Raw genomic sequence first — 19,014 nt, forward strand, 5'->3', positions numbered from 1 at the left:
TTCACGGCTGTGCGAGGGCCTTGCGGACCAGGACGTCGGAAACCCTGGTGGGCAACGCGTTGATGGCGGCCATCTGGAGCCTTGGCCCCCACCCCAGGGTGTATCGGGCCCGCGGCCGCCGATCGGTCAACGCGGCCTCGACGACCTCGGCCACGTTCTCCGCGGGGACAGCCATTCTTCGCGACGCCGGGATCATCTTGCGAAATCCCGCAATGTGTTTCGCGTACAGCACCCGCTGGCCGGGCGTCATACCCGCCTCCATGTCATCGGCAGTCCGCTCGGCGTCGTCCCACATATCCGTTGCGGTTTGCGCCGGTTCGACGATGCTCACCCGAATATGCCACGGCCGCAACTCCATTCGCAATGCGTCTGCGGCGGCCTCCAACGCGAATTTCGAGGCGCAGTACGGACCCAGCATCGGCGTGGCGATCTGGCCATTAACACTGGAAATGAACACAATTCGGCCACCGGAGGCGCGCAGTCGCGGCAACACGGCCTGCGTCACCGCGATCTGCCCCACCACGTTGACATCGAGTTGGCGCCGCAACTCGGCGATTTCGACGGCCTCCAATGGGGCGCCCACGACAACGCCGGCATTGTTCACCACCGCATCGAGCCGTTCCGGCAGCTGCTCACCGAGGGCCGCGATCTGCGCGGCGTCGGTGACATCGAGTCGAATCGCCTTCACACCGGGCGTCGACCCGAGCGTCGCGGCATCCTCGGGCCGGCGCACTCCGGCGATGACCTGCCAGCCGCGTCCGGCCAGATACTCGGCGGTGGCCCTGCCGATTCCGCGACTCGCCCCGGTGACCAGAACTGTGGACATCCTTCGACCCTAACGCCGGGGTGTGTCCGTGGGCCGCGATCTCAGCGCCGGCGGACCGAACCGGAAGATCAGCAACGCCGCACCTACCCACCACCACACAAGGTGGTTGATTGTCAGACACCGGGGAAGCCGGGATCTTTCTGGCCAATGGCCCGATTCCAGCCTCTCCCCGGTGTCCGCCCCCGAACTCAGGTGGGGCATCACTGCCCGAGTCCTGCTCACTGCGGCGGGGAGGTACGAGCGCCCCGACACGTCGCACCCCGCCCCGCTCACAGCTTGCGGTAAGAAATGTACACGAGCGTGACCAGATTTATTGACGTTTCAGCAAGGCAGTTCTGCGCCGCGCGGTCAGAGCTGCGGCGTGAGATCCAGGGATGTGACGGTGTTCATGCTGGTCACAAGCCATCTCGAGGCATCCCGCTCCATCGTCAGCCGATAGGACAGATACCGCAAAGACGGGATGTCCTTCGACAGCGGACTGGTGGCGGTCGAGTTCGTGTAGACGATCGCGGTGGCTTCGGCGCCGTTCACCGACTCGACGGCCGCGCCCACCACCTGCGTGCTGTTGCTGACCTGCGCTTGTTTGTTGGTCGGGGCAATGGCATCGACGTACTTGCGGTACTGCGCCTCGAAGTCACCGCCGAGGAAACGCGCCGACCGGTCGGCCAGCGTCTCCATGTTGTCCGGCGTGTAGGTCCACAACGTCGTGATCGCCTCCGCCGCGGTGCGTGCGATGTCCAGTTTGGTGTCCACCAACGCGCGTTCCGCCAAGTACGGCTGCACGGTGGCTCCGGCGAAAGCGCCCGCTCCGACGAACAGGGCAGCGGCTGCCGCCACCGCCGCGGGCGCCCAGCGCGGTGCGCGACGGCGCTGCGCGAACACCACCGCCGGTTTCTCTGCGGTTTCCGTAGGTTCATCCTCCGCGACATCGGTTGCGGCATCGTCATTTTCGTCGTCGGCGGGAGTTTCGGCCGCCGCCTCCCCCGGTTCGGGACGCACCTCACGTCTGGCCTTGCCCACCGGCATCCGGTGCCGACGCCGGGACTGCCCCAGCTCATCGGCCGCTCGTCCCTCGCGACCTCGACTGGCGCCGTCCCCTTCTGGCCCCAGCTCATCGGCCGCTCGTCCCTCGCGACCTCGACTGGGGCCGTCGGTCAGATCACCTGCAGTAGATTGCTGATCTTCCACTGGTCTCCTTCCTGAACCGCGGTCGCCACCCACCGGGAGCCATCTTCGAACGTCCTGCCGTCCGGATAGGTGGTGACGGTTTCGGTGGCCACCAGGACGTCGGCGCTTCCGTCGTCATTCCAGCGCTCGACACCCGCGTCCACGACGGTGCCCTGCGTGGGTTCGAGTTGGGCCACCTGAACCAGGATCTCGTTGATCCGTTCCCGGTAACTCTGGGCCAGTTGGCCGGTGGCCTGCGCCAGCACCTGATCGGCATAGTCGTTGGCGCGCAACGGGTCCGGGGAGGTGTACTGCGTCATGAATGACCGCACATAACTGATCACCGCCACATCCTTGACCGCGGCCCGCCGATGTTGTTCGTGGGTGATCAGCAGCACGGTACTCACCGCGAGCGTGGCGATCAGGACCACCGACGCCGCAGCCACCAGAGCCGGCAGTCCGATGCGGCGACGCCGCGGTGGTGCCAGCTCGGCGAACGCCTCCGCCGCCGTCGGTTCGATCCTGCGCCGCGGGCTCACTGCGGTGCCCCCGCCGTGTTCGGGCTGGCCAGCACGGACAGCCCGGCCACCCGCCACTGGCCGCCGGACTTCTCGAAATCGGCGCGCACGGTCGCGGTGATGAAGCGTTGGTCGGGCGGGGCGCCGCGCTGGCCTTGCAACGCCAGCAGCATCGTGCCGCGGTCAGCGGTGTTGGTCAGTACGGCGCTGTTGGCGGTCCAGTATTCGTTGGCCACGGCCCCCGACTGGGAGATCGTGTTCTGCTGGGCGAGTAACTGTTCGCGGTAGCCGTCGGTGACCAGCCCCCTGGCGCGCTCGAAATCGGCTTGTAGCGTGGCTACGTCGTAGCTCAGCATGCCCTCGACGAGGTCGGGTCCCTGAACGGCCAGCTGTTCGCGCGCTTGAGCCACCCGCAGATCCGCTTGATACACCACCACATAACTCAGCGCCGCCGCGGCGACCGCCACCACCGCGGCACCCGAGACGACGTAACCGGTGAGCCGGCGCGCCTTCTCGGGGCGTTCTGCCATCCGGAGCACTTCGGTACCGACGAGAACATCGGCCAGCGTGCGTTTCCGCGCATCCCACAGCGGCCAGAGCCAACCGACGAAGGCGGTGGCGGTGTCGACCAGGTGGGCCAGGTCGCGCAGGAGCAGCCGCCACGGTCCTGGCACGGCGGCACCAGTCGAGGTCGCGAGGGACGAGCGGCCGATGAGCTGGGGCCCAGAACGCACGGACGCGTCGCGGCGCACCACCCGCAGGCCGAACAGCGCCCGGCCCAGGCTCCACCCGGTGAGCGCCGGCAGCAGTAGACGGTTCACCGCGACCGCGAGCACCACCAGACCCGCGGCCACCACACACAGCCACCACAGCCAGCTGCGCTGTGCGGTCGACCAGGCCACCAACACCAGCGTCGCCACCGTCAGCGCGCCGACGAACACGTCGACGCCGAACGCGCCGGCACGCGCGCCCCAGCTCGCGGGCACGATGTCCGGGCCGGTGGCGGTGTCTGCGGTGGTGTCGTCGTCGAGCACAGCGGTCACGTGGTCACCTGGTCGAGGCGGGCGATCTTGTACGTCCCGTTGTCGGGCGCCATCAGGACCCGCAAGCGGTAGCCGGTTTCCTGTTGTTGCACTTCGGTATTCGACAGTTTGACCCGCAGGGCCACCAGCACATCCATCGACCCGTCACCGTTGTGCCGTTCCACCGCGGCCTGCATGTCGGTGACCTCCACCTGGGCGTTGGCGGCCTGGTACGCCTCGACCAGCACACCGCTGTACAGGGTGGCCTGGGCGCTGTAATCGCCGGTGGCGCAATCGAGGATCTTCTGCTGGCTCTCGGCCATCGCAGCGACGTTCGGCGCCTGGGTGGCCGCCACACAATCCTTGGCCGCCTGAGTGGCCTGCGCCTCGGCGCGGGTCAGCGACTCCGCGTCCTGGTTGGAACGTAAAGCGAAGTAGCCGCCGGTGGCCAGCGTCGCGGCGAGCACCACCAGGGTGGCGCACACGCCGACGAACCATCCCCGGCCGGCCAGCCGGGTCACCCCGGGTCCCTCGGCTGGTTGCTGCTCGGGGACCGCGGGCTGTGGGGCGTCGTCGTCTTCTGCGGGGACGTCGTCGGAATTCAGCCGGCCGGTGCCAGCATCTCCTTCCATCCCTCTTCTCCTGTGTTCGTCGAGTTGCTCACGGAGTACTTGACCCCGTCGGGTCCCACCACCTCGCCGGCCTGCGGGTTGTATATCGCCGAGGTCGGTGCCCCGCTGTTCGGTGACGGAGTGTAGATGCAGGGGTTGGGCTGCTGCCCACTGCACTGCACGCTACCGCTGCCCGGCGGGGTCAACGGATCACTGACGATCGGTGGAGGTGGTGGCAGCATGTCGGCGGGCAGCGGGTTCATCCCGTTGTTGATCGACGGCGCCGGGATCACCCGTCCCGGGTTCACCGGCTGATCACACCGCGCGCCCGGTGCGGGGCAGTTCAGCAACTGGTTCGGATCGCCGTACCAGGGGTTGGACCCCAACGGCACGTACGGTTCCTCGCTGCGGCATTCCCGGGGCGTGGCGGCCGTCTTACCGGGCACGTCCGCGCACGGGTAGTTGCGGGCGCCGCGGACCACGTTGGACGGGGTGTCCTTCGGGATCTTGCAGTACGTCCCGCTGGGCAACGGCGCGGTGGTGGTATCGGCCGGCGAGCGCCATTCGCTGGCGGGCAGGAAGCCGGTCAGGCACGGCGGCGGCTGGTTGATCGTGAGGCTGAAGTTCAGCGCGGCGGCGTTCTCGAACGGCGCGGCCACCGCCTGGGCCACGGAAGCACCCTGCGGCAGGATCACCAGCGTCTGCTCGAGCCCCTTGTTGTAGCGCTTGAGCATGTCCAGCACGATCGCCAGATTGGCCAGCGTCTGCGGAAGCGCTTCCTGCACGTCACTGAACACGGCCGTCACCTGGTCGGCGGTCGGCGCGGCCTTCGACAGCCCGCTGCGTATCGCCTGATCCTGCTGCGCGGTCTGCGCGGCGATGCTGTTCAGGTTCGACGCCCACTGCCGGATCGCGTCACCGGAGTCGACCTGGCTGTCGATGATCGGCGCGGAGTTGTCGATGATCGCGTTGATGTCGCCGATGTTGGCATCGAAGTCCGTCACGATCGCCTGCGTGCCGTCGACGAGACGTTGCAGCGCCGGCCCCAGTCCCCCGACGGCCATGGCGGTCTCGTCCAGCAGCCCCGAGATCTTCTCCTTCGGCAGCACCGCCAGGCCGCGGTCAGCGGCATCCAGGGCGGGGCCGATCTCCCGCGGGACAGTACCGGTGGTGATGGTCTGGCCGGGTGAGAAGAACTGTCCCGCATTGCCTTCCGACACCAGATCCAGGTACTGCTCACCGATCGCCGACACCGAGTGCACGTTGGCAGAGGCGTCGACGGGGATCTTGTAGCGGTCCTCGATGCTCATCGTGGCCCGCGCACCCGACTCCGTGGGTTCCACCTCGGTGACCTTGCCGATGGTGATACCGCGGTAGGTGACGTTGGCCGTGCGGTACAGACCGCCGGAGGCGGGCAGGTCGGCGTGCAGCGTGTACTGCCCCACGCCGGCCAGGCTCGGCAGCCGCAGGTAGTACCAGCCCAGTGCGGTCAGCGCGATCACCGTCAGCACGGTGAACAGCACCAGCTGGATTCGGATGAAACGAGTCAGCATCGCCTATTCACCCCGCTCCACCAGCGGTCCGCCCGGCACCGAGTTCGGGTTCGGTGTGTAGCGGACGTCGGGGATCATCTGGTTCACGTCGCGACCCCAGGCCTGCTCCAGCGCGCGCAGCGCACCCGAGAAGCCGGTGCCGGTCAGGAACGCGTTGTCCAGGGTGCTCAGCGTGAGATCGAAGGTCGCCGAGGTGTTGATGTAGTCACCACGCACCACCTTCGGCACGTTGTCGATGGCGAACGGAGCGGTCAGGATGAGCTCGAGGGCACCGGCCAGATAGGGAGAGGCCCGGCCGAGCTGCTTGAGCGGCCGCTGCAGCAGCTCCAGGTTGGTCTCGAGGTTGCCCCGCGCCGCCGACAGGCTTTCGTCGGTGGCCCGGCTGAACCGCCCGAGTGACGTCACGGCGTCGGCGAACAGGTCGCGCTGGTCGGCGAAATACTTGATCAGCGGCGGGAATTCAGTGAGGACCCGATCCAGGGTGTCATTGCGATTGGCGACGATGGTCAGCAACTCGTTGGTGGAATCGATGGCCCGGGTGAGATCTTCGCGCTGCTGGTTGAGCTGCTCGGTGAAGACGTCGAGCTTGCCGAGGAACGCCCGGATCTGCTCGGCGTTGCCGTCCAGGATGTTGTTGACCTCGGTCTGGATCACCTCGAGGTTCGGGATCCCACCGCCGCGCAGCACGGTGGCGATGCTGGCCAGCGTGCGCTCGGTGGTCGGATACGCCGAAGCGTTCTGTAGTGGGATGGTGTCACCGCTGCGCAACGGCTGCGACGACGGATCCTCTTCTGGTGCAGCCAGTTCCACATGCTGCGTGCCCAACAGGCTGGTCTGGCCGATGCGCGCCGTGGCGTTCTCGGGCAACTTCACGCTCGGGTCGATGTCCAGGGTCAAGGTGGCGACCCAGTTCACCAGCTCGATCTTGCGGACCGAGCCGACGAAGACATCGGCGACCCGAACCCGGCTGTTGACGTTGAGCGCCAACGTGTCCGGCATCTGCACGTAGACGGTCATCTTGTCGCCACTGGTGCCGGGACCGCCGGGCAGCGGCACGTTGGCCACCCCGCGCCAGCCGCACGACGCCAGCGTCATCGCGAGTACGGACAGCACCAGGGCGCGCCACGCCACCCGCCTGGAGATCGTGAGGATTCGCATCAGCGGGCTCCCACTTCAGCTGGCAAGGGTGGCCCCGGCGGGGCGGGCTGGGCGGGTGCGGGTGCGGCCGGCGCCGGACCAGGGACCTGCTGCGACAGCGGCAGCGGGCCGGGGATCACGTCCGGAGCGGGAGCAGGCGGCGGGCCCGGCTGCGGATACCACGGCGGCGGAAGCGGATTGGTCTCGTCGTAGGCGTTGGGCACCGCACCGCCCCGGGGCCCGGCCGGCGGGACGGTGGCCGGGTCGGGCCCACCCATCAACGCCGCCAGCGAGTCCGGGGTCAGCATGTTCTTGGTGAACTGCTGCACCTGCAGCCCCTGCATACCCGGCGCCACGATCCAGCCCGGCTCGTGGTTGCCGTGGCTGAACAGGGTGTCGCGCGACCACACACCGGGCACGGTGGTGTCCTTGTACCCCGGCGGCGGCTGCAGCCGCGGCTCGGAGTACGCCACGTACTTGGGCAGGGTTGCCGCCGTAGAGAACTGGTTCACGCCGAACGGCGGGAAGTTGAACTTGATGGCGTCCAGCACCGGCGCCAGGTACTGCGCGCACAGTTCCGCGGATTCCTGGTAGCCCAACCGGCTACCCGCCTGGATGGAGCTGCAGATGAACTGCAGCGGGTTGGCGAAGCTGGCCACCACCGGGATGGCGCTCAACGAACCGTGCGTCGGTTCGTAGATGTTCACCAGGTTGGCGGCCAGGTTGGGGAAGATGTGCAGCGCGGTCTCCAGACCGTCGCGGGGTTCCGGCTGCAGGATCGCGTTGGTGGTACTGGCCAGGTTGTTGATGCTGGTCGACAGCTCGCTGCCGTTGTCGTTGATGAATTGCTGTGCGGTGGTGAGCAATCCGTCGATGTCCTTGAGCGCGGTGGCCAGCTCCTGGTCGCTGTTGCTGAAGGAGTTGGTGAACTCGGCCAGGTTGCTGTTGAGCTCGACGAACTGCTGATCGCTCTGGTGCAGCGCGTTGACGAACAGCGCCAGGCTCTTGGCGACGGCGAAGAAGTCACCGCGCCCCTGGTTCAGTGCGGTGATGGACTCCGACAGGGCGTTGAGGGTGGTGTTGATCTGCTCGCCCTTGCCGGCCAGCCCGTCGGCGAACGATTCGATGACGTCACCGAACGGACCCTTGGGCTGCTCGGGCGTCGGCCCCAACTGCGAGACGATGTCGGTGATCTGGTTGCGCAGATCGTCCCATTCCACCGGGACCTGAGTGCGCTCCAGCGGGATGACGGCGTCGTTCTCCAGCTCCGGGCCGCCGGTGTAGGCCGGGGACAGCTGGATGGTGCGCGAGGCCACCAGGCTGGGGTTCAGGATCGATGCGGTGGCATCGGCGGGCACCTTGTACTTGTTCTGGTAGCTGAAGGTGACCTTCATCCGGTCGCCTGCCGGTTCGATGCTGTCGATCGAGCCGACCTTCACACCCATGATCTGCACCTTGTCACCGGGATACAGCGCCAGGGCCTGCGGGAAGTAGGCGACGACGGTGTTGTAGGTGAGCTTCTTGTACAGCTGCCACCCGGCGATCGCGCCGACCAAGCCGAGCACGATCACCAGCGCGCCGATGATGACGGCCATCCGGGAGACGTGCGGCAGCTTCATGTTGCGCACGTTGAAGATGGTGGACATCGCTTAACCTCCCGTGCTGTCGATCGTGGTGGACGGGATGACCAGTGGCGGGTTGCCGGGCAACGGCGCCACCGTGTTGGGCGAGAGCTGTTGTCCCGGACCGGGTACCGGCGCGGGCGGGGGCGGCACCGGAGGTACGGGTACGGGCACCGGTCCCGGACCCGGCGGCGGGCCGACCGGGATGGTGCGCGCCCCGGGCGGACCCTGCTGCAGCGGCGGACCGGGCACACCCGGCACCGTCGGCACCGGGGCGCCGGGCTCACCGGCGATCGGCAGCCCGGGAGCCGGAGGCGGCGCGTCGGGATTGGGCGCCGAGGTCTGAACCCCGACCGGCCCACTGTAATTGGGGCCGTACGGGTTGTCCCCGAACGGACCGACGGTCAGGTCGGCACACGGCAACGGGTCGGCCGGTGACGGGATGCCGTCTGCCGGCGGCGTGTACGAACACGGCGAGCCCTTGGGCACCGCGGGTCCCGGGAAGTCGGGCGTGCCTTCGAGCACCCGCGGCGCCGGCGGCGGAGCCCCGTTGGGTTGGCGCTGCCCGTTCGGATCCGGGAACTGGAAGGCGGGCAGGCCGGCGTTGCGCCAGAACTGTTCGGGATCGATACCGCGCTTCTTGAACGCGGCGTCGATGAACGGCTGAACCGCCTGTCCGGGAAGCAGATTGATCAGGATGACCTTGAAGTACGGTCCCGAGCCGATGGCTTCGGCCAGCGACGCGGTGAACTTGCTCAGGGTGGACAGCGAGTCCTGCAGGTCGAACTTGTGCCGCTCGAGGATCCCGCTGACGGTCTGCAACTGCTCGACCACCTTGTTCAGGTTCGGGTTGTCGTTGATCAGCCCCTGGAACTGGCGCGACACCTGCGACACGTTCTCCAGCAGGTAGTCGATGGCCTGTCCGCGTTCGTTGATGGCGGCCAGCAGGGTCCGCGAATTGAGCAGCAGCTGGTTGATCTGCTCGCTGCGGTCGCCGAGAACGCCGGCCACCTTGTTGGCATTGGCCAGCAGCTGTTTGAACTGCTCGTCGCGCTTGCCGATGGTGTCGGAGAACCGGGCCACACCGTCGAGTGCGGCGGACAGGTTCGGCGAAGTCTGATCGATGGTCTCGCTCAACACGTTCAGCGACTGCTTGACGGTTTCGATGTCCCAGCCGGCCGCGGCCTTGGTGACATCGAAGAACGCGTCGTAGATCTGGTAGGGCGTGGTGCTCTGCCCGATCGGCAGGATGCCCGAGGACCGCAGGGTCTCGGTGCCGCGCGGCTCGATCTCGAGCACCTTCTTGCCCAGGATCGTGTCGGTCCGGATCGCCAGCCGTGAATCGGTGCCGATCTCGTTGCCGCCCAACGAGAACCCCATCTTGACGTGGTCCCCGTCGATGGCCAGGCTCTCGACCTGGCCCACATCGGTGCCGGCGATGCGAACCTTGTCCCCGACGTTGAGGCCACCGGAATCGCTGAACAACCCGTAGTAGACCGGCTGCGCGAAGATCATCGGCACGTTGGCGAAACTCTGCCCGATCCCGACGATCAGCACCAGGATGAGGACACCCATGATGCCGCTCTTGGCGCGGCTGGACCCTTCCAGTGCTCTCATCGTGGTGTGCACCTACCCGTCGGCTGGGTGAACACCTTGACCGTGCGAACCGGTCCGCCGGGCTGCAGGCCGTTGAGCTTCAGGTTCAGATCGCACAGGTAGAAGTTGAAGAAGTCGCCGTAGACGCCACCGGCGCGGCCGATGATCTTCAGTGCGTTCGGCACCTTCGTCAGGGTGTCCTCGACCTGGGCCTGCTCGTCGATCAGTGGCTGCTGGATGGTCTCCAGATGCCCGATGGTCTCCTTGAGCACCGGCCGGTTGTCGGCCAGCAGGTCGCCGAGAGTGCCTGCGGCGTTGCTGATGTCGGCCACCGACTCGGCCAGCGGGTCGGCCCGGTTCTTGAGTCCGGTGATCAGCACCTCGAAGTCGTTGACCGTCTGGTCGAACTCCTTCTGATGCTTGACCGTGGTGGCCAGGACGGTGTTCAGGTTGGTGATCACCTCGCCGATGGCCTGGTCACGATCGGCCAGCGCGTTGGTCAGTTGCGCGGTCTGGTTCAGGATGTCGTTGATGGTGCCGCCCTGACCCTGGAACACCGTGATGATGGATTGGGCGATGTTGTTCACCTTGTCCGGGTCCAGTGCCCGGAACAACGGCTTGAAGCCGCCGATGAGCGCGTCCAGATCGAGTGCGGGTGTGGTGCGGGCCAGCGGAATGAAACCGCCCGGCGGCAGCACCCGGTCGGCGCCCTCGCCCTGACCGCGCTGCAACTCCAGGTAGCGGTTGCCGATCAGGTCCTGATAGCGGATCTGCGCGGTGGTGGACTGGTACAGCGGAAGCGTGCGGTCGACGTCGAAATCGACACGGACACGCTGGCCTCCGTCGAGCAGCTGCACCTTCGACACCTTGCCGACCTCGACGCCGGAGGCCCGGACGAACTGGCCGGCCCGTAATCCGCTGGCATTGGCGAACTCTGCGGAGTAGCCACTGGTTCGATCGAAGCGGATCTGACCGAAGACGATGACGATGACCGCCGTGAACAGCAGCAGCACCAACGAGAAGGCGCCGAGCTTTATCGCAGTACCAGTGATTTTCATGGGTTGATCGTGTTCTCCCCGACTTGGCGTCCCCACACGTACTCAGTGAGGATCGGCTGGCCCAGTTCGAAGTGGTTGTACGGCGCGATCGAGGCGCCGGTGTCCATCACGAGGTACGGCGCGGGCCACAGCTCACGGGTGATCTCCTGCCAGCAGCCGGGTGCACCGCCGGGCCCGCCCTTGGCGTTCACCCGGGGCAGGTTGTCGGGATACACGTAAGGGTTCTCCGCACCGAGGAAGGTGGTGTTGGTGTTCAGCGAGTAGCCGTTGCCACCAAGCGACGCCGCCACTTTCGGGGCGACGGTGGCGTAGTTGCGCACGGTGCAGAACAGCGCGGGGCTGTATTCGTTCAGGGTGCGGGCGGTGGGAACCAGGTCCTCGGCGCCGCGCACCAGGAAGGGCCCGGCCCGCTCGAAGACATCCCCGCCGGTGTTGCCGAAGCCCACCGCCGCCAGCAGCGCGGCATCCAGATCGCCCCGCTGCTCGTTGAGCGTGCGGGCGGTGAACACGGCGTTGTCCAGCGAATCGAACAGATCGGGTGCCGCCGAGCTGTACACGTCGGCCAGGTCGGCCAACCGCTGGACGTCGTAGCGGAGCTGCGGCATCCGCGGGTTGATGTCGTCGAGGATGGTGTTGCCGCTGACCAGCGAGTCGCCGAACTTGCTGCCCAGTCCGGTCAACGCCTCCGCGGTGGCCGACAGGGTCAGGTTCAGCTTGACCGGGTCCACCTGCTCGGAGATCGACGTGATGGTTTCGAACAGCGTGTTGAATTCGGTTGTCACACCGGACACGTCGATGACGTCGGAGGACGTGATGCGGGCCGACTCCGGGTTCTCGGGCGAGGTGAACGACACGTACTTGTTGCCGAAGACCGTCGTCGCCTGGATGTCGGCGTTGACATTGGCCGGGATCAGGTCGAGGTAGCGGGGATCGACGTCCAGGGTGAGCTGAGCCTGGGTGGTGCCGTCGCGCTCCAGCGGATTCACCTTGGCGACGCGGCCGATCTCGACGCCGTTGTAGGTGACCTTGGAGCCGGGGTCCATCACCAGACCGGCGCGGTCGGACACCAGGGTGAGCTCGGTGGTCTTGGTGAACCCACCACGGAACTGGATGTAGACCATGGTGACCACCACCGCGGTGATGACCAGCAGGGCCAGACCCGCGATCTTGAACGGCGGAGTGCGACTGGCGTTCTGGGGCGACGTGACTTGTCCGGGTGCGGTCATGGCTACACCGTCAGGTTGAAGTTCGGGTCGACGCCGTAGAGCGCCAACGATGCCAACAGGACGACGACGACGATCAGGACCAGCGAGGCCCGCATGGACCGGCCGACGGCCTCACCCACCCCGACCGGGCCGCCGCTGGCGTTGTAGCCGTAGTAGCAGTGGTTCAGCATCACGATGACCGAGATGATGATGGCCTGCACGAACGACCACATGACGTCATCGGGCCGCAGGAAGGTGCGGAAGTAGTGCTCATAGGTGCCGATCGACTGCCCGTAGAAGAACGTGGTGGTGACTTGTGCCGACAGGAAGCTCATGATGATCGCCATCGCGTACAGCGGGATGATCACCACGAATCCGGCCAGGATCCGGGTGGACACCAGGTACGAGATCGATTTGATGCCCATGACTTCCAGCGCGTCGACTTCTTCGCTGATGCGCATGGCACCCAGTTCCGCGGTGGCACCGGCGCCCACCGTCGCGGCCAGCGCCTGGCCCGCCACCACCGGAGCGGCGATGCGTACGTTGACCAGTGCGGCGAAGAATCCGGTGAACGCCTCGACACCGATGTTGCCCAGTGACGCGAATCCCTGGATGGCGATCAGCGAACCGCCGGAGAGCGTCACGAAACCGACGATGGCGACAGTGCCACCGATGACTGCCATTGCGCCTGTGCCCATACCGATTTCGGCGATCAGCCGCAGCACCTCGCGGCGGTAGAACCGTAAGGCGTGCCCGATCGAGCCGATGGCGGTGATGACGAACCACGCGACCTGACCGACGGACTCCAGGAACCGAGCCGGCGAGGCGACGAACCGGCCGGCGTTGTCATAGGCGCGGGGGAAGCGGCCCCGGAGGACTTGTGTTGTCGACATGTCAGCTCCCCGTTCCGAACTTGACGCCGATGGTGGTCAGCACGACGTTGACCGCGAACAGCGCCACCACGCAGAGCACCAGCGTCTCGTTGACCGCGGTGCCCACCCCCTTGGCGCCACCGGCGACCGTCAGGCCGCGATAACACCCGACCAGTCCGGCGATCAGCCCGAAGGTCAACGCCTTGACCACGGAGATCAGCACTTCGGGCAGGCCGGTGACGAGTGTCAGGGTGGACACGTAGGCGCCGGCGGAAACGTTCTGGATGTAGACGCCGAAGATGAAGCCGCCGACCAGTCCGATGGTGATGACGGCACCGTTGAGCAGGAAGGCGACGAACGTCGACGCGACGACGCGCGGAACCACCAGACGGTGGATCGGGTCGATACCGAGGACCTCGAGGGCGTCGATCTCCTCACGGATGGTGCGCGCGCCCAGGTCGGCGCAGATGGCCGTCGACCCCGCACCCGCGACCACGAGCACCGTCACCAACGGACCCAGCTGGGTGACCGCGCCCAGCGCGGCGCCGGCTCCGGAGACGTCGGCGGCACCGAACTCCGCCAACAGGATGTTGAGCGTGAAGATGATGAGCACGGTCAGTGGGATCGAGACGGCGACGGTGGGAAGGAACGCCACGCGCATCAGAAACCAGCTCTGCTCGATGAACTCGCGCCATTCGAACGGGCGCAGCAGCGCTTTGCCCGTGAGCACACACATCCGGAAGAAGCCGCCGACGAGTTCCAGCGGCGTACGCAGCTGCTCGCGCACATAGCCCGTCAGGCCGCCGGTCGAGGCCGTCACGCTGCCACCGGGATCATGGGGGCTTCGTGGTCCACGCGGGCTCGCTGAAACACCGCTCGCTCACACGACGAGCTATCTGGCACGCTCTCTCCTCGGCCCGACCCGGAGTAAGTGTCGTCCGTCTCCCTACTCACGAGTAGTAAGACGGACCACAGGAATGTACCCGATGGCGCCGGGGGCGTGCATCGCATCGGCCCGATTAACCCTTCTCCGTCACGAGCGCAAATTTTGCACCCCCGTCAGCAATTAGAATCTCGTTCGAGAAACGGCCCGTGTCAGGGCTTTTCGGCACCAGAATCAGGTTTTGGCTCGGCGCTGAACCGAGTCCGCAACTCCGTCTTCAACACTTTGCCAGCGGGATTGCGGGGCAGGGCGTCCACGATCTCCAGACCGCGCGGGTGCTTGTACCTGGCCAACCGGTCGTTGAGGAACTCCTCCAGATCCTCCAACCGCAGGGTCGATTCGCTGACAGCCGCCACGGCAACAGGGACTTCACCCCACTTCTCGTGACGGCGCCCGATCACCGCCACCTCCACGATCGACGGATGACTGGCCAGGACGTTCTCCACCTCGGCGCAGTAGATGTTCTCACCGCCGGAGATGATCATGTCCTTCTTCCGGTCGACCACCCAGACGTAACCCTCTTCGTCCATTCGGACCAGGTCACCGGAATGAAACCACCCTCCGGCGAAGGCCTCGGCCGTCGCATCCGGGTTGTTCCAATAGCCCGCCATCAGAGTCGGTGCGCGATAGACGATCTCGCCGACCTCGCCCACCGGGACGTCGTTCATGTCCTCGTCGACCACCCGGGCGGCGACGGTCGGGATCACCTTGCCCACCGAGCCGAGCTTGCGAATGGCGTCCTCCCCCAGCAGCATGCACGTCACCGGCGACATCTCGGTCTGGCCGAACGCCGCCAGGATCAAGGTGTCGGGGAACGTCTCCGACATCTGACGCAGCAGGGTGTCCGAGGCGGGTGCGGCACCCCAGGACATCACCCGCAGGCGCAGGTCCCGCGGTTTGGCCTTCTGCGCGGCGCAGACCGCCTGCCACTGCGCCGGCACCAGGAAGATGCCGGTGACCTTCTCGGATTCCAGTACGTCGAGCAACTGGTCCGGGTCGAACGCGCCCAACGGGTTGACCACGGTCGGGATGCCCAGGGTCAGCCCGCTGAGCATGTTGCCGATCCCCGCGATGTGGAACAGCGGCACCCCGATGAAGCCGACATCGTTGTTGATGTCGGCGCCGTTGGTGTAGAGCCCCGTCATCGTCTGGCCGGTGAGGTTGGTGTGAGTGAGCACGGCGCCCTTGGGCCGGCCGGTGGTCCCCGAGGTGTACATGATCAGTGCGGGACTGTCGTTGGGCACGTCCACCACGTCGTGGGGCTCGCCCTCTTCGGCGATCAGGTCCTCGTAACCGAGGACGCCGTCGTCGGTGGGAGCGCCCGCGACCACGACGGTCTCGAGGGCCGGCGCGAGATCCCGCACGCCGGTGGCGACGGGGGCCAGCACCGGTTCGGTGATGACCACACGCGCGTCGCAGTCCGAGACCAGGAACGCGATCTCGGGCGGGGTCAGCCGGAAATTCACCGGCACCGCGATGGCGCCGAGCATGTTGGCGGCGAGGAAGGATTCGATGAACTCGGTGCGGTTGAGCATCAAGATCATCACCCGGTCACCCGCGCGGACCCCGCGGCGCGCCAGGGCGTCGGCCAGTGCGCTCACCCGGGCGTCGAGCTCAGCCCACGTGGTGGTGCGGCCCAGGAAGCGCAGTGCGGGTTTGTCCGGCTGCATCAGCGCATGCCGGGCCAGTTGGGTGATCCAGTTCTGCCGGCGGGCGAGGTAAGGCTGCGTGGCGGGGGTGTGGTTGATCGTCTGCCCGTCCAACTGTGCGGTCAACGATGACGCTCCTTCAGCGATCCATGTCACGGCGATCCGACTTGCGTGGATCTTACATTTGATCAAACATTGTGTTGTCCGGGTCACAGTAAATCGTGGACGGCTGTCAGACAACCCCGGTAGTCGAGATCGATCAGGAGTCCGAGGGACACGGTGAACGCACGAGTCGAGGCCAAAGCGCGGCGGGGCGTTCGGCGCACCCAACTCTCCGACGAAGTCGCCGGGCGGCTGCGCGCCGAGATCATGTCAGGGGCCCTGAAACCCGGCACCTTCATCCGGCTGGACGAGACCGCCGCCCAACTCGGTGTGAGCATCACCCCGGTCCGGGAAGCGCTGCTGACCCTGCGCGGCGAAGGCATGGTCCGCCTCGAGCCGCACCGCGGCTACGTCGTACTCCCGATGACCCGCCAGGACATCGAGGACATCTTCTGGCTGCAATCCACGATGGCGCGCGAACTGGCCACCAGCGCCACCCGCCGGATCACCGACGAGGACATCGACGAGCTCGAGCGCCTCACCGACAACCTCGCCGAGGCGGTCTCCTCCGCCGACTCCGAAGCCGTGGTGGCCGCGGAATTCGCCTTCCACCGCGCGTTCAACCGGGCCGCGGGCCGCATCAAACTCGCCTGGTTCCTGCTGCACGTGGCCCGGTCCATGCCGGCACTGCTGTACGCCGCCGACCCGGGCTGGGGCGCCGACGCGGTGGACAACCACCGCAAGCTGATCGCCGCACTGCGTGCGCGTGACGTCACCGCGGCCGTGGATCACACCACCTGGCAGTTCACCGACGGCGCCACCCGACTCACCGCGGTGCTGGAGCGCAGCGGGATCTGGGACTAACCCTGGCCGGGTTCCGTCGACCGGGCTGATGCGAGCTGCTCGGCGCGGGCCTTCAGATTGTTCGCCAGGTGATCGAGGGCCTCGTTGACCACCTTTTTCACCATCATGGCCGGCACCGGTACCGCCAGGTCCACCTCGACGTCCATGTCGACGGTGAGCAACGACACCGGCCCCATCCCGACGACAGAGAAGATCTGCTCCTGCTTGGAGAAGTGATCACCCTGCTGCATCACCGTCTGGATCTGGTTGGGCTGCGGGTAGTACACCGCCTGGATGTAGGTGCCCTCGTTGCCCTGCACCACGGTGTCGAGCCGAAGCTGGCTCGGCCGCCCGTCGTCGTAGCGGTGCAGGATCCAGCAGCCCTTGATCTCCTCGTTCCACTGCGGGTAGGCCTCGAAGTCCTTGACGATGGCCAGGATCAGAGATTCCTCGGCGGTGACCTCGACCGTCTTGCTCACCAGTGGCATAGGCGCGATCCTAGCGAGGCGCGCTTTCGGTGCTTCCGCCCAGCGGCGACTCGACGCGGATCTTCTCGTCGCGGATCAGGCCGCGCAGCAGGGCGGTGCTGAACTCGGCGGCGATACCCTCGGCCGACCGGCGACCGTGCGGCCGCAGCCATCGGTAGGCGCCCAGTGTCATGCCGATGTAGCCCAGGGCCAGGACATGCGAATCGCACTCGTAGAACTCGCCGCTGGCGATGCCCCGGTCGATCAGACCATGGACATGCTCGTAGACCTGGGTTTCCTTCTCCTTGATCTCGGCGACCTGTTCTTCGGTGAACCACTCGCTGATGTAGGGCTGCTCCTGGAAGTACACCGCCGCCCCCTCGGGATTGGCCGCGATCTGCGTCAGCAATCGCACCGTGTACTGGTACAGCGCCTCGCGCGCGGTCCACGAGGGGTCGTCGTGCACCGCGGCCAGCGTGTTGTCGGCCGCACGCTGGTAGATGTCGTAGAGGATCAGCGACTTGCTGGCGTAATAGTGGTAGACGGTGGCCTTGTTCAGTCCCACGACGTCGGCCACATCATCCATCCGAGTGCCGTGGTAGCCACGGGCGGCGAACAGCTTGGTGGCGACGGCCAGCAGCTCCTCGCGGCGGGTCAGCCCGTTTTCTGATGCCATGGTTCACTCTCTGCTTACGACGCCGCCGGTGGCCGCGCCAATCAATCAGTTGGTTGGCTAGTTTATCCCCATCGTGGTTTCGGACCGATGTGTGTTGTTCCGATACGTCCCGTGGCTACACTGCAAACACCGGTACCGCTGGGAGGCATCTGATGGATCCGAACCCGGATTACGACGCGAGCGACGAGATCGAGTACTTCTTCTCGTGGTTCCCATGGGCACTGCGCGGCGTCTACCCACCCCCGGCCTATCCCCCGGTCTAGAACCGTCGAGGACGTGCGGGCACCCACCCAATGCTGGCTCACCGACATGGACGGTGTGCTGGTTCGTGAAGAACACGCGCTTCCCGGCGCTGCCGAATTCCTGCAGCGGCTCGTCGACAAGAACCGCCCCTTCCTGGTCCTGACCAACAACTCGATCTTCACCCAGCGCGACCTGGCCGCGCGGTTGGCCCGCTCGGGCCTGATCGTGCCCGAGGAGGCCATCTGGACCTCCGCGCTGGCCACCGCCACCTTCCTGCACAGCCAGCTGCCGGGCGGGTCCGCCTACTGCATCGGCGAAGCCGGCCTGACCACGGCGCTGCACGACGTCGGCTACACCCTGACCGATGTCGGGCCGGACTTCGTGGTGCTCGGCGAGACCCGGACCTACTCCTTCGAGGCGATCACGAAGGCCATCCGGTTGATCGGTGCGGGCGCCCGCTTCATCGCCACCAATCCCGATGTCACCGGTCCGTCCGCCGAAGGTCCGCTTCCCGCAACAGGTTCGGTGGCCGCGTTGATCACCAAGGCAACCGGGCGTGAGCCGTACTTCGTCGGCAAGCCCAACCCGATGATGTTCCGCAGTGCGCTCAACCGGATCGAGGCGCATTCGGAGCAGACGACGATGATCGGCGACCGGATGGACACCGACGTGGTGGCCGGTATCGAAGCCGGTTTGGACACCATCCTGGTGCTGACGGGTTCGACCTCCGAAGCCGAGATCGACCGCTACCCTTTCCGCCCTGGCCGCATCCTGCCGTCCATCGCCGAAGTCATCGACCTGGTCTGACCCCCGCCCGATTACCGCCCAAACCGACACACGGGCCCGAAAGTTCGAGTGCGGTCCGGTATTTCGTCGGTCTCGGCGGTCGCGAGTGAGGATGCTC

18 protein-coding genes and 1 pseudogene are annotated in these 19,014 nt (G+C 66.5%); 3 read left to right on the forward strand and 16 right to left on the reverse strand.

Features of this window, described 5'->3' with window-relative positions; all coding sequences use genetic code 11:
• Window position 1: 1 nt before the first annotated feature.
• The 14 genes from NL241_RS30710 to fadD5 all read right to left on the reverse strand — a co-directional run bounded on the left by NL241_RS30710 (window position 2) and on the right by fadD5 (window position 15,905).
• Window positions 2-826, reverse strand: coding sequence for an SDR family NAD(P)-dependent oxidoreductase (locus NL241_RS30710; protein WP_494395938.1), 825 nt, complete (start codon window positions 824-826; stop codon window positions 2-4).
• 348 nt (window positions 827-1,174) lie between these two features.
• Complete coding sequence (locus tag NL241_RS30715; RefSeq protein ID WP_494395939.1) at window positions 1,175-2,014, reverse strand: mammalian cell entry protein; 840 nt, start codon at window positions 2,012-2,014, stop codon at window positions 1,175-1,177.
• Window positions 1,981-2,532 carry an Rv1363c family protein gene (locus tag NL241_RS30720; protein ID WP_494395940.1) on the reverse strand — a complete coding sequence of 184 codons (552 nt, stop codon included), beginning with the start codon at window positions 2,530-2,532 and terminating at the stop codon, window positions 1,981-1,983. Before NL241_RS30720 ends, NL241_RS30715 begins: the two co-directional genes overlap by 34 nt.
• The gene (locus tag NL241_RS30725; protein ID WP_494395941.1) at window positions 2,529-3,554 is read right to left on the reverse strand and encodes an RDD family protein; all 1,026 of its coding nucleotides are present in this window, start codon (window positions 3,552-3,554) and stop codon (window positions 2,529-2,531) included. The genes NL241_RS30720 and NL241_RS30725 overlap by 4 nt, the downstream gene beginning before the upstream one ends.
• Window positions 3,551-4,165 carry an Rv1363c family protein gene (locus NL241_RS30730; protein WP_494395942.1) on the reverse strand — a complete coding sequence of 205 codons (615 nt, stop codon included), beginning with the start codon at window positions 4,163-4,165 and terminating at the stop codon, window positions 3,551-3,553. Before NL241_RS30730 ends, NL241_RS30725 begins: the two co-directional genes overlap by 4 nt.
• Complete coding sequence (locus NL241_RS30735) at window positions 4,135-5,697, reverse strand: MCE family protein (RefSeq protein WP_494395943.1); 1,563 nt, start codon at window positions 5,695-5,697, stop codon at window positions 4,135-4,137. The genes NL241_RS30730 and NL241_RS30735 overlap by 31 nt, the downstream gene beginning before the upstream one ends.
• 3 nt (window positions 5,698-5,700) lie before the next feature.
• Window positions 5,701-6,855, reverse strand: a complete 1,155-nt coding sequence (locus NL241_RS30740; RefSeq protein WP_487693141.1) for a virulence factor Mce family protein — start codon at window positions 6,853-6,855, stop codon at window positions 5,701-5,703.
• Window positions 6,855-8,480 (reverse strand): virulence factor Mce family protein, encoded by a 1,626-nt coding sequence (locus tag NL241_RS30745; protein ID WP_487693142.1) that lies wholly within the window; start codon window positions 8,478-8,480, stop codon window positions 6,855-6,857. The genes NL241_RS30740 and NL241_RS30745 overlap by 1 nt, the downstream gene beginning before the upstream one ends.
• 3 nt (window positions 8,481-8,483) lie before the next feature.
• Window positions 8,484-10,073 carry an MCE family protein gene (locus tag NL241_RS30750; RefSeq protein ID WP_494395944.1) on the reverse strand — a complete coding sequence of 530 codons (1,590 nt, stop codon included), beginning with the start codon at window positions 10,071-10,073 and terminating at the stop codon, window positions 8,484-8,486.
• Window positions 10,070-11,110 carry a virulence factor Mce family protein gene (locus NL241_RS30755; RefSeq protein WP_487693144.1) on the reverse strand — a complete coding sequence of 347 codons (1,041 nt, stop codon included), beginning with the start codon at window positions 11,108-11,110 and terminating at the stop codon, window positions 10,070-10,072. Before NL241_RS30755 ends, NL241_RS30750 begins: the two co-directional genes overlap by 4 nt.
• Window positions 11,107-12,336 (reverse strand): MCE family protein, encoded by a 1,230-nt coding sequence (locus tag NL241_RS30760; protein ID WP_487693145.1) that lies wholly within the window; start codon window positions 12,334-12,336, stop codon window positions 11,107-11,109. Before NL241_RS30760 ends, NL241_RS30755 begins: the two co-directional genes overlap by 4 nt.
• A gap of 2 nt (window positions 12,337-12,338) precedes the next feature.
• Entirely contained in the window at window positions 12,339-13,208 is an 870-nt protein-coding gene (locus tag NL241_RS30765) for an MlaE family ABC transporter permease (protein ID WP_487693146.1), read from the reverse strand.
• A 1-nt stretch (window position 13,209) separates the two neighbouring features.
• Window positions 13,210-14,007 carry an MlaE family ABC transporter permease gene (locus NL241_RS30770; RefSeq protein WP_487693147.1) on the reverse strand — a complete coding sequence of 266 codons (798 nt, stop codon included), beginning with the start codon at window positions 14,005-14,007 and terminating at the stop codon, window positions 13,210-13,212.
• A gap of 275 nt (window positions 14,008-14,282) precedes the next feature.
• A complete protein-coding gene (fadD5, locus tag NL241_RS30775; RefSeq protein ID WP_487693148.1) occupies window positions 14,283-15,905 on the reverse strand; it encodes a fatty-acid--CoA ligase FadD5 in 1,623 nt (540 codons plus the stop codon).
• 153 nt (window positions 15,906-16,058) lie between these two features.
• On the opposite strand from fadD5, the gene NL241_RS30780 reads away from it, so the two are divergent.
• Window positions 16,059-16,745 carry a GntR family transcriptional regulator gene (locus NL241_RS30780; RefSeq protein WP_487693149.1) on the forward strand — a complete coding sequence of 229 codons (687 nt, stop codon included), beginning with the start codon at window positions 16,059-16,061 and terminating at the stop codon, window positions 16,743-16,745.
• Here NL241_RS30780 and NL241_RS30785 read toward each other — a convergent pair.
• The gene (locus NL241_RS30785) at window positions 16,742-17,212 is read right to left on the reverse strand and encodes an SRPBCC family protein (protein ID WP_487693150.1); all 471 of its coding nucleotides are present in this window, start codon (window positions 17,210-17,212) and stop codon (window positions 16,742-16,744) included. The two genes, NL241_RS30780 and NL241_RS30785, sit on opposite strands and share 4 nt — an antisense overlap.
• 10 nt (window positions 17,213-17,222) lie before the next feature.
• Window positions 17,223-17,867 (reverse strand): TetR/AcrR family transcriptional regulator, encoded by a 645-nt coding sequence (locus NL241_RS30790; protein ID WP_487693151.1) that lies wholly within the window; start codon window positions 17,865-17,867, stop codon window positions 17,223-17,225.
• 152 nt (window positions 17,868-18,019) lie between these two features.
• Here NL241_RS30790 and NL241_RS30795 point away from each other — a divergent pair.
• Both NL241_RS30795 and NL241_RS30800 read left to right on the forward strand, forming a co-directional pair.
• Window positions 18,020-18,130 (forward strand): annotated as a pseudogene (locus tag NL241_RS30795) (CAP domain-containing protein); the annotation flags it as partial.
• Window positions 18,131-18,143: 13 nt separating this feature from the next.
• Window positions 18,144-18,917 carry an HAD-IIA family hydrolase gene (locus tag NL241_RS30800; RefSeq protein ID WP_487693152.1) on the forward strand — a complete coding sequence of 258 codons (774 nt, stop codon included), beginning with the start codon at window positions 18,144-18,146 and terminating at the stop codon, window positions 18,915-18,917.
• The last annotated feature ends 97 nt before the right edge of the window (window positions 18,918-19,014 follow it).

It is taken from the genome of Mycolicibacterium sp. SMGY-1XX (assembly GCF_059132455.1).

Excerpts from the sequence above, each read along its gene's own strand:
- NL241_RS30710 (WP_494395938.1), bottom strand. The coding sequence starts at position 826 with ATGTCCACAGTTCTGGTCACCGGGGCGAGTCGCGGAATCGGCAGGGCC.
- NL241_RS30730 (WP_494395942.1), bottom strand. The coding sequence starts at position 4,165 with ATGGAAGGAGATGCTGGCACCGGCCGGCTGAATTCCGACGACGTCCCC.
- NL241_RS30735 (WP_494395943.1), bottom strand. The coding sequence starts at position 5,697 with ATGCTGACTCGTTTCATCCGAATCCAGCTGGTGCTGTTCACCGTGCTG.
- NL241_RS30740 (WP_487693141.1), bottom strand. The coding sequence starts at position 6,855 with ATGCGAATCCTCACGATCTCCAGGCGGGTGGCGTGGCGCGCCCTGGTG.
- NL241_RS30745 (WP_487693142.1), bottom strand. The coding sequence starts at position 8,480 with ATGTCCACCATCTTCAACGTGCGCAACATGAAGCTGCCGCACGTCTCC.
- NL241_RS30750 (WP_494395944.1), bottom strand. The coding sequence starts at position 10,073 with ATGAGAGCACTGGAAGGGTCCAGCCGCGCCAAGAGCGGCATCATGGGT.
- NL241_RS30755 (WP_487693144.1), bottom strand. The coding sequence starts at position 11,110 with ATGAAAATCACTGGTACTGCGATAAAGCTCGGCGCCTTCTCGTTGGTG.
- NL241_RS30760 (WP_487693145.1), bottom strand. The coding sequence starts at position 12,336 with ATGACCGCACCCGGACAAGTCACGTCGCCCCAGAACGCCAGTCGCACT.
- NL241_RS30765 (WP_487693146.1), bottom strand. The coding sequence starts at position 13,208 with ATGTCGACAACACAAGTCCTCCGGGGCCGCTTCCCCCGCGCCTATGAC.
- NL241_RS30785 (WP_487693150.1), bottom strand. The coding sequence starts at position 17,212 with ATGCCACTGGTGAGCAAGACGGTCGAGGTCACCGCCGAGGAATCTCTG.
- NL241_RS30790 (WP_487693151.1), bottom strand. The coding sequence starts at position 17,867 with ATGGCATCAGAAAACGGGCTGACCCGCCGCGAGGAGCTGCTGGCCGTC.